The sequence below is a fragment of the Rathayibacter sp. AY1B8 genome, assembly GCF_002932775.1.
Classification (GTDB): domain Bacteria; phylum Actinomycetota; class Actinomycetes; order Actinomycetales; family Microbacteriaceae; genus Rathayibacter.
In genome coordinates this window covers 39233-53011 of sequence record NZ_PSWJ01000025.1, presented here as the reverse complement: position 1 = coordinate 53011, position 13779 = coordinate 39233, and the positions used below count along the sequence as shown (strand labels likewise).

The following is a 13779-nucleotide window of genomic DNA, read 5'->3' as shown; positions in this document are numbered from 1 at the left end:
ACTGAGCCGACCACGGCGCCGACCGCGCACCCCTCGGCCGAGCCGACCCGCACGCCGGCTCCTGCTCCGGCCCTGCCGCGCCCGTCGCCCCGCAGGCGCCCTCCGAGAGCACCTCTCCCGACACCGAGGACGCCCCCACCGGAAGCTGACACCCGACCACCCGCCCCGCTCGCGCGGGGGAACGCCGACGGCCCGGAGGACACTGTCCCCCGGGCCGTCGGCGTTCGTCAGCGCGCGTCGCGGCGGCGGCGCGTGACTCCGAGCGCGAGCGCTCCACCGGCGAGCAGGGCGAGCGCCGCCGCGGCGGTCCAGCCCGTCTCGACGCCGGTGCTCGCGAGTCCCGATCCGGTCCGCGGAGGAACGGCGCCGGCCGGAGCAGGAGCCGGCGTGCGGGTCGGCTCGGCCGAGGGGTGCGCGGTCGGCGCCGTGGTCGGCTCAGTCGTCGGCGCGACCGTGGGCTGCGCGGTCGGCGCCGTTGTCGGCTCAGCCGTCGGTCCCGGGGTCGGCACCGTCCCCGTCCCGAACACGGACTCCGCGGAGCCGAGCGATGCGAGCACCGTCTCGCCGTTCGCGTCGTCCACACCGTCGTTGTCGGTCACCGCGAACACCTCGCCGGAGCCGGTGATCCCGAGGCCCTCGAGCTTCTCCTGGGTCCAGCCGTTCCCGGACTGCAGCGCGGGCAGCACGTCGACCGCGAGGGTCTTCTCGAGCATCGGCAGCGTCTCGCCGACCGCCGCGCCGGCCTCCGTCGGCAGCGGCACCGTGTACACGGCCTTCAGCGCGGCGTCCGGCCCGTTGAGCTTGTCGCGCTCGATCACCGCGAGCGTGCCCGCGGGGGTCAGCGTGATCTCCGAGAGCCCGTTCCAGTCGCCGTCCGCCCCGGAGACGGCCTCCAGCGGGTAGCCGAAGAAGCTCCAGCTGTCGGCGGCGACGTCGTAGCGCCCGATCCGGACCACTCCGTCGGCGTCGATCGAGGCCTCGCGCTGCAGCGCCGTCCAGACGATCTCACCGGCGGCGCCGTCCTCGACGGTCACTCCCTCGAAGCCCTGCTTGCCCAGTGCGGAGGCGAGCTCCGCGGGCAGGGCGATCCGCTCGGTCACCGCGGCGTCCGCGTCGAGCCGCAGGAGCGCGTTGCCGTCGCCTGTCCCGCCCTCCGTCACGGCCCAGAAGCCGCCGTCGACGCGGGCGGCGATCCCCTCCAGATCCAGAGCGGCGGGCTCGCCGCCCTCGGTCACCGTGAGGGTCGTGTCGAGCAGCGCCGGCGAGACGGAGGCGTCGATCGAGTGGAGTGTGCTCGGCGCGTAGGCGCTGTCGCTCACCGCGTACAGGCGGTCGGGCGCCGCCGGGTCGGTCGAGAGGCCCGAGAGCGCACCCCAGGGCAGCGGCGATCCGTCGACGTCGGCCGACAGCACGGTCGGGAACGCGGGGGCGGAGGCGCCGAGCGCGTAGAGCTGCACGCTCGCGCGGACGGCGGCCTCGGCGTCGTCGGTCTCGCTCGAGACGACCAGCAGGTCGCGCTCGGGCAGGGCGAGCAGCCCCTCCGGGCCGGGCGTCGACGGCAGCGCCTGCACGAAGCGCGGCGCGGTCGGCTCCGATACGTCGTAGACGGCCACGAAGTTCGCCCGCTCGGCGCCGACGAACACGTAGGGGACGCCGTCGAAGGTGGCCGAGAGCAGGCCCTCGGGCTCGGAGCCCTTCGCGTCGGAGCGCTTGTCCGGGTAGAGCCCGAGGCGCACCGCGAGGTGGTCGAACGAGTTCCCGGCGTCCCACTGCACGGCCCCGGTCGCGGCGTCGAGGATCGACCAGCCGCGCGTGCCGCCCTTCCAGTCGCCCTCGTTCGCGATCGCGACGTGGTCGTCGCCGACCCAGCCGATCGCGTCGGGCTCGCGCGGGACGTCGGTGATCGAGCCGGTCAGCGAGATCGAGTCGTCGTCGAGCGTGTCGATGCCGCTGACGGAGGCGGTGCCCGCGGTGTACGAGGCGGTGACGGAGCGGGTGGCCAGGTCGACGATCGCGACGGCGTTGTTCTCCTGCAGCGTCACGGCGACGGCCGTGTCGGCCGGGTTGATCGAGACGTACTCGGGCTCCGGGTCCGACGGGGTGTCGAGGCCGGCGAGACCGGTGAGGTCGACGTGCTCCGGCACCCAGGCGGAGGGGTCGCCCGCGAGATCCATCACCACGAGCTCCCCGGCGGGCGCCTGCGGGAGGTCGCCCTCCTCGCCGCCCTCGGGGGCGAGGTCCTCGTCGCGCTGGTTCTCGATCGCGATGACCGCGGTCGAGCCGTCGGTGGTGACGTCGATGGAGTCGGGCTGGCCGCCGAGCTCGATGCTCGCGACGGGCGCGAGGTCGTCGGCGTGCAGCACGCTGACGTGGCCGGAGGGGTTCGCGAAGTCGCCATCGCTCGTGTCGACCACCGCGAGGACGTACTCGCCGGTCGCGTAGACCGACGTCGGCTCGCCGCCCACGCCGACGCCGCCGCGCGGCTCGGGGGCGTCGGGGTCCGAGATGTCGAGGACGTCGATGCGCTGCCCGGCGGAGTCCGTCGAGTAGACCAGGCGGCCGTCGGGCGACGCGCTCGAGATCTCGGCGACGGCGGAGTCGGCGGACGGGTCGGCCGCGTTGAGGTAGGCCGGCACCGTGGCGATGCGGGTGAAGAAGGAGTCGCCCGCGGCGGAGGCGGGCAGGGCCGCGGCTCCGAGGGTGCAGCCGGCGAGGGTGACGGTGAGGGCGAGGGTGGCGGTGCGTGTGCGGGTGCGGGTGTGACGAGAGGACACGGGTCTCCTGAGCGGCTTCGAAGGAACCCGCCCACGCTGGCCGCCCCCGGTGAACGCGCCGCCGCCCGCAGGTGTCCGCCCGGCGAACGCGCGGTGGCGGAGCCGCGACCGGGCGGGGTCTCGAGACGCCGGCACGGACGTCTCGAGATCCGCCGGGCGGCGTGGTCAGCGCGCGAGACCCTCGGCGGCCGAGCCCCAGGAGCCGAGGGCCGCGCGGACTCGCTCGTCGCGCGCGAGCGTCAGTGCCTCCGCGTACCCCTCCTCCAGCACGTCGTCGAGCCGCACCCGCGCGCCCGTCTCGGAGGAGCGGACCGCCGCCTCCACCATCGCGAGGCTCCGCACGTTCGAGTGCACCTCGCCCGAGGGGACCGCCCCCGAGCCCAGCACCCGCACGAACTCCGCGAGCGAGCCCGCGATCTCCTCGGGCACGGGCTCGAGCGTGGCGGTCCGCACCGCCTCCGACTCGCGCGACTGCCACTCCGGAGCGCCGTCGCCGTCCCAGTGCGCGGTGCCGCCGGCCCCGTTCACGCGCCAGTCGCCGTTCCACGAGGTCTCGAGGCCGTCGGCGCACCAGCTGCCGGTGTAGCTGAAGCGCACTCCGCCGGCGAACTCGAACACGGCGCTCGCCGCGGCTCCGTCGGCGTACCAGCTCCAGCCCGGGTTGTACTCCTCGCAGTAGACCGCGACCGGGTCGCTGTCGAGCAGGTACCGCGCCGCGTCGAAGGCGTGGATCGCCATGTCGACCAGGAGCACGTGGTCCATCTCGTCGCGGAAGCCGCCGAAGCGGGGCGCCTTCGCGAAGTGCACGGAGGCGGTGCCCAGCTGCCCGAGCCCGGCGATCTGCTCGCGGAAGGCGGTGATCGCTGCGTAGTAGCGGCGCGACTGGCTGGTCATCAGGAGCCGGCCCGAGGCCTCTGCCGTCGCCGCGAGCACCAGCGCCTCGGCGATGGTCGGCGCGATCGGCTTCTCGGAGAGCACGGGCAGCCCGGCGAACAGCGCCTCCGAGCTGACGGGCAGGTGCGCCCGCGGCACGGTCACGTTGACCACGGCGTCGGCGCCGGAGCGCGCGGCGACCTCGGCGACGGAGGTGCCGACCGCGACCGGGCCGACCCCCTCCTCTTCCGCCGCGGCCGTCGCGAGGTCGACGTCGAGGTCGACCAGGCCGACGAGCTCGGCGTCCGGGGAGTCGCGGATGGTGCGGATCCAGGCGCGGCCCATCGCGCCGGCGCCGACCTGGACGAGGCGGACCGTCATCGGACGAGCGCTCCCTCGTAGTCCTGGCCGTTGTGGAAGTCCTCGGCCTCGTAGCGCTGCAGCACCGGGAGGCGGCGCTCGGGGCGCGAGGAGCGCACCCACTCGACGCCGTTCGCGATCACGCGGCGCACCTCGGCCTGGTGGTAGACGGGGTAGTCCTGGTCGCCGGGGGAGAAGAAGAAGATGCGCCCGTGGCCGCGCTTCCAGGTCATGCCGGAGCGGAAGACCTCGCCGCCCGAGAAGGTCGAGAGGAACACGAGCTCGTCGGGCGCCGGCACGTCGAAGAACTCGCCGTACATCTCCTGCCGGGGGATCACGAAGGGGTGCGGGATCCCCTGGGCGATGGGGTGCGTGGGGTCGACGGTCCAGACCAGCTCGCGGTCCTGCTCCGAGCGCCAGCGCAGCGTGCAGGTGGTGCCCATGAGCTTGCCGAAGATCTTCGACCAGTGGCCGGAGTGCAGGACGACGAGGCCCATGCCCGAGAGGACGTGGCGCTGGACGCGCTCGACGATCTCGTCGGAGACGTCGCCGTGGGCCATGTGGCCCCACCATACGAGCACGTCGGTGGCGTCGAGGACGTCCTCGGTGAGGCCGTGCTCGGGCTCGTCGAGCGTGGTGGTGGAGACGGAGGCGCGCTCGCCGAGGTTCTCGCGGATGCCGTCGGCGATCGTGCTGTGCATGCCGTCGGGGTAGATCGCGCGGACCTTCTCCTCGATCTGCTCATGGCGGTTCTCGCCCCAGACGAGGACGCGGACGGGGGAGGAGGGTGTGGTCACGGTGTTCCTTCTTCGACGGTGGAGACGGTGCGGCGGTGGGCGGCCCGACACGGGGTTAACCGCTTTACCGGCCGCGTCTCCTAGGATGCGGGAGACGTCCGCCCCGCGTCAACCACGGCCGGGCGGCGCGAGCGGAGGAGGCGCGGTGGCCACGATGAGGGACGTCGCGCGCCTCGCGGGGGTCTCGATCGCGACGGTCTCGTTCGTGGTCAACGACACCAAGCCCGTCTCGCCCGAGACCCGCGAGCGGGTGCGGGCGGCGATGCGCGAGCTCGGCTTCCGGCCGCACGCACTGGCCCGCGCTCTCGCGCGGCGCCGCTCCGGGATCGTCGCGGTCGTCTACCCGCTCGTGTCGAGCCGGCCGCTCAACACCGCCACCTCGTTCCTGCTCGGAGCCGCCGAGGCCGCGGCGGAGCAGGACCACTCGATCGTCCTGTGGCCGACGGTCGGCGGCTCCGACCGCCTCGCCGACCTGCGCGCCGACGGCCTGATCGACGGCGTCGTGCTGATGCAGGTCACCAGCGAGGACGAGCGCGTGCCGGTCCTTCGGGACTCCGGCACGCCCTTCGCCCTCATCGGGCGCACCCGCGACCCGTCCGCCCTCGACTGGGTCGACATCGACTTCGAGGGGATGGTCGAGGAGGCGCTCGGCCGGCTCGCCGGCCTGGGGCACGCGCGGGTGGCGCTCGTGCTCGGCCCGGACCGCGACGCCGCGGCTGACTTCGGCCCCTACGCGCGCACCCAGGAGGCGTTCGCACTCGCCTGCGCGGCCCGCGGCGTCGAGGGCGTGCTGCTGCGCTGCGAGGAGTCGCCCGCCGGCGGCCGCACCCTCGCCCGCTCGTTCGACCCCGCCTCCGCGACCGCCGTGGTGATCGTCAACGGGGGCGCCGCCGTCGGGTTCGCGCACGAGGTGCGGCACCGCGGGCTGCGCGTGCCCGAGGACCTCTCGATCGTCCTGCTCGCCTCCGACCCCGACGTCGCCGACCTGGCCGACCCGGCGCTCGACCTGCTCGTCGCGCCCGGCCGCGAGCTCGGCCGCCGCGGAGTGGAGGCGCTGCTCGCCCGCCTCGCCGACCCGGCGGCACCGCTCCTCCAGGAGCGCATCGGCGGCCCGTGGCGCCCCGGCGGCTCGGTCGCCCCTCCGCGCTGACGGCCGGCGCCCCGGGAAGCCCCGGGAGCGCGCGCTACGGCACGATCGAGTCGATGTAGCCGCCGTCGACGCGCACGGCGGCGCCCGTGGTGGCCGAGGCGAGCGGGGAGGCGAGGTACGCCACCATGTGGGCGATCTCCTCCGGCTCGATGAGGCGCTTCAGCAGCGACTGCGGCCGGTGCAGGCGCATGAACTCGCGCTGCGCCTCCTCCCACGGGAGCTCGCGGTCGACCAGCTCGTAGACGAAGTCCTCGACGCCGCCCGTGTGGGTCGGCCCGGCGAGCACGCTGTTCACCGTCACCCCGGTGCCGGCGGCGGCCTTGGCGAAGCCTCGCGAGACGCCCAGCAGCGCGGTCTTCGACACTCCGTAGTGGATCATCTCGGCGGGCGTGACGACGGCGGAGTCGCTGCCGATGTAGAGGACGCGGCCCCACTCGCGCTCCATCATCCCGGGGAGGTAGGCGCGGGTCAGGCGCACGCCGGTGAGCACGTTGACCTCGAAGTAGCGGCGCCACTCGTCGTCGTCGATGGAGAGCGCATCGGCGGAGCCGAAGATCCCGAGGTTGTTGACGAGCACGTCCACCTCCGAGGCCGCGCGCAGGAGGGAGGCCGTGCCCTTCTCCGTCGACACGTCGGCCGCGACTCCGCGCACCCGCGCCTCCGGCACCGCGGCGCCGACGGCCTCGATCGCCCGGCGGATCGACCGCTCGGAGCGGGCGTTCACGATCACCTCGGCGCCCGCCTCCGCGAGCGTCGTCGCGATGGCCAGCCCGATGCCCTGCCCCGACCCCGTGACGAGGGCCGTGCGCCCGGTGAGATCCAATCCGATCATGCTGCTCCGCTCCGCGCCGCCGCCCGCCGGCCGCGCTCGGGGTCGAGCATGCCACCGAGCCCTGACACCCGGCCCGCTCCCGGCTGAGGACGCCCGCGGGTCGCCGCGGCATCGCTCGGAACGGCGGAGACCGTTGCCAACCGGACACTCGTGCGTTACGGTCTAATCAATCGGCAATACGTATTACCCGCGGGTAGTAGGCCGATGACCCAGACTGTCGACGAGGACGAGGCGGACGCGTGACCCCGATGCAAGCAGATGTCGCCGTGATCGGCGGCGGCCTCGGAGGAGTGGCGGCGGCGATCGCCCTCGCCCGCAACGGCCTCTCGGTCGTGCTGACCGAGCAGTACCCGTGGCTGGGCGGCCAGCTCACCTCGCAGGGCGTCCCGCCGGACGAGCACACCTGGGTCGAGCAGTTCGGCGTCACCGCCGACTACCGGCGCCTCCGCGACGGCATCCGCGGCTACTACCGCCGCAACTACCCCCTCACCGCCGAGGCGATGCGCGACGACCGCCTGAACCCCGGCCGCGGACTCGTGAGCCGGCTCTGCGCTGAGCCCCGAGTGGCCGTCGCCGTGCTCGACGAGATGCTCGCCCCCTACCGCTCGAGCGGAGCGATCCGCGTCGTCACCGGCGTCGTCCCCTTCGCCGTCGACGGCGGCCCGGGCCGGATCGAGCGCGTCCTGCTGCGCGACGCGGTCTCGGGCGAGGAGCTCGCCGTCTCCGGACGGTACGTGATCGACGCGACCGAGACGGGGGAGCTGCTCCCCCTCGCGGAGGTCGACTACGTCACGGGGTCCGAGTCGCGCGACGAGCACGGCGAGCCCAGCGCTCCCGCCGTCGCCGACCCGATGAACGTGCAGGCCGTCACCTGGTGCTTCGGCTTCGACAGCGCGGACGGCGACCACACCATCGAGCGCCCGGCCGACTACGACTACTGGCACGAGTACGAGGTGCCGTTCTGGGGCGGGAAGCTCCTCTCCTTCACCGCGCCGAACCCGAGGACGCTGCGCCCCGAGACCCGCACGATGCACGTGAACGCCGTGGGCGACACCCGCACCGCGGACCAGCGCGCGCAGGGCGGGGACACCGACCTCTGGATGTTCCGCCGGATCCTCGCGACCGAGACCCTCCGGCCGGGCGCGCTCGACAGCGACATCGTGCTCGCGAACTGGCCGATGCTCGACTACCTCGACAGCTCGATCCTCGACGTGCCGGAGCCGGAGAAGCACCTCGCCGGCGCCCGCGCTCTCTCGCTGTCGTACTTCTACTGGCTCCAGACCGAGGCGCCCCGGCCCGACGGCGGCCGCGGCTGGCCCGGGCTCCGGCTCCGCGGCGACGTGATGGGCACCGCCGACGGCCTCGCGCAGGCCCCCTACATCCGCGAGTCCCGCCGGATCCGCGCGCTCACCACGGTGCGCGAGCAGGACGTCTCCGTCGCCGCCCGCGGGACGGGGAGCCCCGCGCGCTTCGACGACTCCGTCGGCGTGGGCATGTACCGGATCGACCTGCACCCGACCACCGGAGGCGACAACTACCTCGACGTGGAGTGCTCGCCGTTCGAGATCCCGCTCGGCGCCCTCGTGCCGCGCACCCCGACGAACCTGCTGCCCGGGGGCAAGAACATCGGGACGACGCACATCACCAACGGCGCGTACCGCCTCCACCCCGTGGAGTGGAACATCGGCGAGGCCGTCGGCGAGCTGGCGGCCCTCGCCCTCGCCGAGGACCTGTCGCCCCACGAGATCGCCGCCGACCCCGCCCTCGTCGCCCGCCTGCAGGCGAGGCTCGAGTCGCGCGGCGTAGAGACCCACTGGCCCGACGTCGTCGGGTACTGACCGGGAACACCGAGAAGACCATTGGAGAAAGAGAGACGATGAGACCAGCGAAGAAGCTGATGGCCTCGCTCGCCGCAGTCGGAGTGATCGCCGCCCTCTCGGGCTGCGGCGCCGCCGGCGGCGGGGACGACTCAGCACCCGTCGCTCTGAGGATGTCCGTCTGGACCTCCGACGAGAAGCAGCTCGCCCTGTTCGACTCGATGGCCGACGAGTACATCGCCGACCACCCCGAGATCGAGTCCGTGACCTTCGAGTCCCTCCCGTTCGCGGACTACAACTCGACCCTGACCACGCAGGCCGCGGGCGGCAACGCCCCCGACCTCGCCTGGGTCGGCGACATCGCGAAGGACCTGATCGACGCCGGAGCGCTCGCTCCGCTGACCGAGACCTTCGAGGGGACCGAGGGCTACGAGTACGACGACATCCTGCCCAGCGTGGCGCAGTCGTTCAGCCAGGACGGCGAGCTCTACGCGTACCCGTTCTCCAACTCGCCGTTCGCGCTGTACGTGAACCAGGACCTCATCGCGCAGGCCGGGCAGACCGTCGACCCCGCGACGCTCAGCTGGGAGGACGTCGACCGCATCGGCGCGGCCGTCAACGAGTCGACCGGCAAGGCCGGCTACATCATCCGCGACTTCGACTTCTCGGGCTGGCTGAGCCTCGCGAACCTCTGGGCGGGCTGGGGAGCCCAGCCGTGGAGCGACGACGGGACCCAGTGCACGATGGACTCGCCCGAGATGGTGGAGGCGTTCCAGTTCTTCCACGACTCGGTCTACGTCAGCGGCGCGACCCCCGGACCCGGCGTGACGGCGGACTTCTTCGCCGGCGACGCCGCGTTCACGACCGCGCAGGTCTCGCGCGCGAGCCTGCTCGACGGCTCGTTCCCGTTCGAGATCTACCCGCTGCCCGTCGGCCCCGCCGGCGAGTACGGCAACATCGGCCAGGCCGGCATGGCGGCGCTCGCAGGCGGCGACCACGTGGAGGAGGCGACCGGCTTCCTCTCGTTCATGACCAACCCGGAGAACTCCGCCAAGCTCGCGCAGTTCTTCCCGCCGCCCCGCGAGTCGCTGCTGTCCGGTGAGGAGCTGGCGAAGGTCAACACCCGCCTCAGCGCCGAGCAGCTCGACCGCGTCGTGGTCGACGAGCTCGCCGACGTGTCCGCCACCCCTCCGGTGACGAGCCCCGCCGAGATCACCTCGGTCGGCAAGACGGCGCTGGACCGCATGTGGTCGGCCGACGCCGACGTCGCCGAGGTGCTCGGAGGCGTCTGCGACGCCATCGCGCCCGTCCTCCAGGGGAAGTGATCCCATGACCGCGACCTCGACGGACAGCCGCCGATCCGCTCCCGCCGGCGCCTACTGGAACCTCCGGCGCCGCGACGCGCTCGCCGGCTGGCTCTTCATCGCGCCCCAGCTGCTCGGTGTGATCGTGTTCGTGCTGCTGCCCGTCGGGCTCGCGGTCTGGTTCAGCCTCAACGAGTGGAACGTCTTCACCGGCTCCATGACCTTCGTGGGCGGCGAGAACTACGAGCGGGCGATCAACGACCCGAGCATCGGCGCGGTGCTCGGCACGACCGCGGTCTTCTCCGGGGGAGTGGTCGTCCTGAACCTCGCCCTCGGGCTGGGCCTGGCCGTGCTGCTCAACCGGAGGATCCCGGGCGGCGCCCTGTTCCGCACGCTCTTCTTCTCGCCCGTCGTCATCTCGGTGGTCGCCTGGACCCTCGTCTGGGGCTTCCTCCTCCAGGACAACGGCGCGATCAACGGCCTGCTCTCGCTGGTCGGCCTCGACGGGCCGAACTGGCTCCAGGAGGGACCCACCGCGATGGCGAGCGTCATCGTCACGCAGGTCATCCGCAGCGTCGGCGTCAACATGGTGCTCTTCCTCGCCGCGCTGCAGGGGGTGCCGGGCGACCTCTACGAGGCGGCCCGGCTGGACGGCGCGAGCCCCCGCGCGATCTTCTTCCGGATCACGCTCCCGCTCATCTCGCCCACCCTGCTCCTCACCGCCATCCTCACGATCGTCGGCTCGCTGCAGGCGTTCGCGCAGGTCGCCGTCCTGACCGAGGGCGGGCCGGAGCTGTCGACGACAGTGCTCGTCTACTACGTGTTCCAACAGGCCTTCGAGTTCAGCGACATCGGCTACGGCGCGACGCTCTCGCTGATGCTGCTCCTCTTCGTCCTGATCCTCACGGTCGTGCAGTGGCAGCTGCGCAGGAAATGGGTCTTCTATGAGAACTGACGCCGTCGTCGAGCAGGGGACCCCGCTCACGCCACGCCTCGAAGCCGTCCCGGAGCCGCCCGTCAAGCGCCGCCGCGGCCGCAGCCCGCTCATGACCGCCCTGCTCGTCGTGACGCTGATCCTGCTCGTGCTGCCGTTCGCGGTGCCGACGTTCTGGATGATCGCCTCGTCGTTCAAGCCGGTGAACGAGATCTTCTCGAACCCGCCGACCCTGCTGCCGGACTCGCCGAGCCTGGCGGGCTACGCCGAGGCGTTCCGGTTCCAGCCGTTCGCGCTCCAGTACTGGAACAGCCTCTACATCGCGGTCACGGTCACCGTGGTGACGCTGCTGGTCTCGAGCCTGGCCGGCTACGCCTTCGCCCGGATCCCGTTCCCGGGACGCAACGCGGTGTTCCTCGTCGTCCTGACCGGCCTGCTGGTGCCGACGGAGGTGACGATCATCCCGCTGTTCCAGATCTTCCGGCAGCTCGGCTTCATCGACACCCACGTGCCGCTGCTGCTGGTGCCGATGGTCGGAGCGCCGGCGGTGCTGGGCACGTTCATCATGCGGCAGTACTTCATCGCGATGCCCGGCGAGCTCGAGGAGGCCGCGCGCCTGGACGGCCTCGGCCGCTTCGGGATCTGGCGGCGCATCTTCCTGCCGCTGTCCAAGCCCGCGCTGTCGGCCGTCGCGATCCTGACCTTCCTCGGGTCCTGGAACATGTACCTCGAGCCGACGGTCTACCTGACCTCACCCGAGCTCTTCACCCTGCCCCAGGCGCTCACCCGCTTCACCGACGCCTACGGCGGGGAGATGTGGGACGTGCAGCTCGCCGCGGCGACGATGACGGTCGTGCCCGTGCTGGCCGTGTTCCTCCTCGCTCAGCGGCAGTTCGTGGAAGGGCTCGCGCACTCCGGTCTGAAAGGCTGACCCGGTGTTCACGGATCGCCCCCTCGCCGCCCTCCGCGAGTTCCGCGCGGAGGTCGCGGAGCCCGACGACTTCGACGCCTTCTGGCGGGCCACCCTCGCGCTCGGGCGGGAGGGCGGCCCCGGCGTCAGCGCCGCGCCGGTCGACGCGGGCCTCCCGCTGGTGCGGGTGCGGGACGTGCGGTTCCCCGGCTTCGCGGGCGAGCCGATCGCCGCCTGGCTGGTGACCCCCGCGGTCGATCCGGGCGCCCCGCTCCCCGTGGTGATCGAGTACCCCGGGTACGGCAGCGGACGGGGCCGTCCGATCGAGCACCTCTGGATCGCCGCCGCCGGGTACGCGCACCTGGTCGTCGACGCGCGAGGCCAGGGAGCCGGCCGTCTCGCCCGCTCCGGAGCCACCCCCGACCCCCACGGCAGCGGACCCGCGTACCCCGGGGTCACGACCCGCGGCATCGAGTCGCCCGAGACGTACTACTACCGGCGCCTGATCGCGGACGCGGCGCTCGCCGTCGACTCCGTGGAGGCGCTCCCCGGGCTGGACCCGGACCGCGTGTCGGTCTTCGGCGGCAGCCAGGGCGGAGCGCTCGCGACCGCCGCGGCGGCGCTGCGCCCCCGGGTGCGCGCGGCGATCGCCCTGGTGCCCTTCCTCTCCGACGTCCTGCGCGCCACGACCGTCACGAACGAGGCGCCCTACGTGGAGATCGCCCGCTACCTGGCGACCCGGCCCGAGGACCTCGACGCCGTCGAGCGGACCCTCTCCTACGTCGACGGCGTCCACTTCTCGCGGCGCCTGCGCTGCCGGGTGCACCGCTCGGTCGGCCTGATGGACCCGATCTGCCCGCCCTCGACGGTCTTCGCCTCCCACAACGTCTCCGGCGGCGAGACGTCGATCGACGTGTGGCCGTACAGCGGGCACGAGGGCGGCGGGGTCGGCGACCGCGAGCGGGCGCTGGAGGTGCTGCGAGAGGTCCTCGGGTGACCGAGCGGGCGTGACGCCGCGTCTCAGCGCGTCGGCGCCTCCTCCATCCCGAGCCGCATCGCCAGGTCCATGGCGCGCAGGCGGGCCGGCGAGACGTCGTAGGGCAGGCTCCGGATGATCTCGCCGGCGCTCCGGGCGCGGGAGCCCTGTGCGGGATCGGGGGCCGGCGCGGGGTCCTCGGGCGGGTGCGCCTCGTCCCACGCTTCGAAGATCGCCTCATCCTCCTCGAGCTGACCGGACTCCTCGACGACGCGCATCAGCCGGGCCTCGAAGGCGTGCCGCTCCCGCGCCACCTGCTCCACCCGGGGGTCGTCCTCGGCGACCGTGTCGTCGAGGGCCTCCTCGGCGGCGTCGACGCGGTCGGCCTCCGCCCGCAGCGCCGGATCGGCGGCGAGGACGAGGAAGCGGCCGGCCTGGGAGACGGCGCCCAGCGGGCCGAACATCCGCTCGGTGACCAGCAGGGTGTCGAGGTCGGCCTGGCGCAGCGAGCCCTCGGGTGCGCCCTCGAGGCGGCGCGAGACGATGTCGTCGAGCAGCCCCAGCCGGCCGCCGAGGGTCCGCATGCGCCGGACCGAGGCCCGCTTCAGCTGCAGCTCCTCCTCCTGCGCGGCGAGCGCGTCGTCCAGCCGCGCGAGGACGCCCGCGACCTCGTCCTCGCGGTCGGCGCTGTCCTCGGCGCCGGCCGGGGCTGCGACGGCGAAGGCGTCCCGGATGTCCTCGAGCGCGACCCCGGCATCGGCCAGGCGGCGGATCCAGAGCAGCCGGATGATGTCGTCGTAGCCGTAGCGCCTGCGGCCGTCTCCGCCCCGCTCGCGCTCGGGGAGCAGGCCGAGCCGGTGGTAGTGGCGGATCGCCCGCGGAGTGACGCCGGCGAACGCGGCGGCGTCGCCGATCTGCACCTGGCGGGGCGGGGCGGGGAACGACTGCATGGGGGACCTCTCCGATCGGGACGGTGTGCATCGAGCAGACCACATGACGCAGGGGCAGGAGCAAGCCCGCCCGGCCTGCTCCCGCCCCGCGTCCCCTCGCAC

11 protein-coding genes are annotated in these 13779 nt (G+C 73.4%); 6 read left to right on the top strand and 5 right to left on the bottom strand.

Features of this window, described 5'->3' with window-relative positions; translation table 11 throughout:
- Positions 1-227: 227 nt before the first annotated feature.
- From C5C63_RS13725 to C5C63_RS13715, 3 genes are all read right to left on the bottom strand, one after another.
- Positions 228-2774 (bottom strand): esterase-like activity of phytase family protein, encoded by a 2547-nt coding sequence (locus C5C63_RS13725; RefSeq protein ID WP_104326250.1) that lies wholly within the window; start codon positions 2772-2774, stop codon positions 228-230.
- 165 nt (positions 2775-2939) lie between these two features.
- The gene (locus C5C63_RS13720; protein WP_104267971.1) at positions 2940-4028 is read right to left on the bottom strand and encodes a Gfo/Idh/MocA family protein; all 1089 of its coding nucleotides are present in this window, start codon (positions 4026-4028) and stop codon (positions 2940-2942) included.
- Positions 4025-4804 carry a ThuA domain-containing protein gene (locus C5C63_RS13715; RefSeq protein ID WP_104326249.1) on the bottom strand — a complete coding sequence of 260 codons (780 nt, stop codon included), beginning with the start codon at positions 4802-4804 and terminating at the stop codon, positions 4025-4027. Before C5C63_RS13715 ends, C5C63_RS13720 begins: the two co-directional genes overlap by 4 nt.
- Before the next feature lie 154 nt (positions 4805-4958).
- Here C5C63_RS13715 and C5C63_RS13710 point away from each other — a divergent pair, with 154 nt between their 5' ends.
- Positions 4959-5954 (top strand): LacI family DNA-binding transcriptional regulator, encoded by a 996-nt coding sequence (locus C5C63_RS13710; RefSeq protein ID WP_258059511.1) that lies wholly within the window; start codon positions 4959-4961, stop codon positions 5952-5954.
- A gap of 34 nt (positions 5955-5988) precedes the next feature.
- On the opposite strand, the gene C5C63_RS13705 is transcribed toward C5C63_RS13710, so the two are convergent.
- Positions 5989-6783 (bottom strand): SDR family NAD(P)-dependent oxidoreductase, encoded by a 795-nt coding sequence (locus C5C63_RS13705; protein WP_104297739.1) that lies wholly within the window; start codon positions 6781-6783, stop codon positions 5989-5991.
- A 251-nt stretch (positions 6784-7034) separates the two neighbouring features.
- Between C5C63_RS13705 and C5C63_RS13700 the strand changes: the two genes are divergently transcribed.
- From C5C63_RS13700 to C5C63_RS13680, 5 genes are read left to right on the top strand one after another with little or no spacing between them, the layout of a single operon-like run.
- A complete protein-coding gene (locus tag C5C63_RS13700) occupies positions 7035-8624 on the top strand; it encodes an FAD-dependent oxidoreductase (protein ID WP_104263304.1) in 1590 nt (529 codons plus the stop codon).
- A gap of 38 nt (positions 8625-8662) precedes the next feature.
- On the top strand, positions 8663-9928 hold the full coding sequence (locus C5C63_RS13695; RefSeq protein WP_104224315.1) for a sugar ABC transporter substrate-binding protein: 1266 nt from the start codon (positions 8663-8665) through the stop codon (positions 9926-9928).
- Between the two features lie 4 nt (positions 9929-9932).
- Entirely contained in the window at positions 9933-10862 is a 930-nt protein-coding gene (locus tag C5C63_RS13690) for a carbohydrate ABC transporter permease (protein WP_104234014.1), read from the top strand.
- The gene (locus C5C63_RS13685; protein WP_244229554.1) at positions 10852-11772 is read left to right on the top strand and encodes a carbohydrate ABC transporter permease; all 921 of its coding nucleotides are present in this window, start codon (positions 10852-10854) and stop codon (positions 11770-11772) included. Before C5C63_RS13690 ends, C5C63_RS13685 begins: the two co-directional genes overlap by 11 nt.
- Before the next feature lie 4 nt (positions 11773-11776).
- Positions 11777-12748: an acetylxylan esterase gene (locus tag C5C63_RS13680; RefSeq protein ID WP_104326248.1), complete on the top strand. Its 972-nt coding sequence runs from the start codon at positions 11777-11779 to the stop codon at positions 12746-12748.
- A 23-nt stretch (positions 12749-12771) separates the two neighbouring features.
- Here C5C63_RS13680 and C5C63_RS13675 read toward each other — a convergent pair whose 3' ends face one another.
- A complete protein-coding gene (locus C5C63_RS13675; RefSeq protein WP_219815301.1) occupies positions 12772-13677 on the bottom strand; it encodes a MerR family transcriptional regulator in 906 nt (301 codons plus the stop codon).
- Between the last annotated feature and the right edge of the window lie 102 nt (positions 13678-13779).

Excerpts from the sequence above, each read along its gene's own strand:
- C5C63_RS13720 (WP_104267971.1), bottom strand. The coding sequence starts at position 4,028 with ATGACGGTCCGCCTCGTCCAGGTCGGCGCCGGCGCGATGGGCCGCGCC.
- C5C63_RS13710 (WP_258059511.1), top strand. The coding sequence starts at position 4,959 with ATGAGGGACGTCGCGCGCCTCGCGGGGGTCTCGATCGCGACGGTCTCG.
- C5C63_RS13700 (WP_104263304.1), top strand. The coding sequence starts at position 7,035 with ATGCAAGCAGATGTCGCCGTGATCGGCGGCGGCCTCGGAGGAGTGGCG.
- C5C63_RS13695 (WP_104224315.1), top strand. The coding sequence starts at position 8,663 with ATGAGACCAGCGAAGAAGCTGATGGCCTCGCTCGCCGCAGTCGGAGTG.
- C5C63_RS13690 (WP_104234014.1), top strand. The coding sequence starts at position 9,933 with ATGACCGCGACCTCGACGGACAGCCGCCGATCCGCTCCCGCCGGCGCC.
- C5C63_RS13685 (WP_244229554.1), top strand. The coding sequence starts at position 10,852 with ATGAGAACTGACGCCGTCGTCGAGCAGGGGACCCCGCTCACGCCACGC.
- C5C63_RS13675 (WP_219815301.1), bottom strand. The coding sequence starts at position 13,677 with ATGCAGTCGTTCCCCGCCCCGCCCCGCCAGGTGCAGATCGGCGACGCC.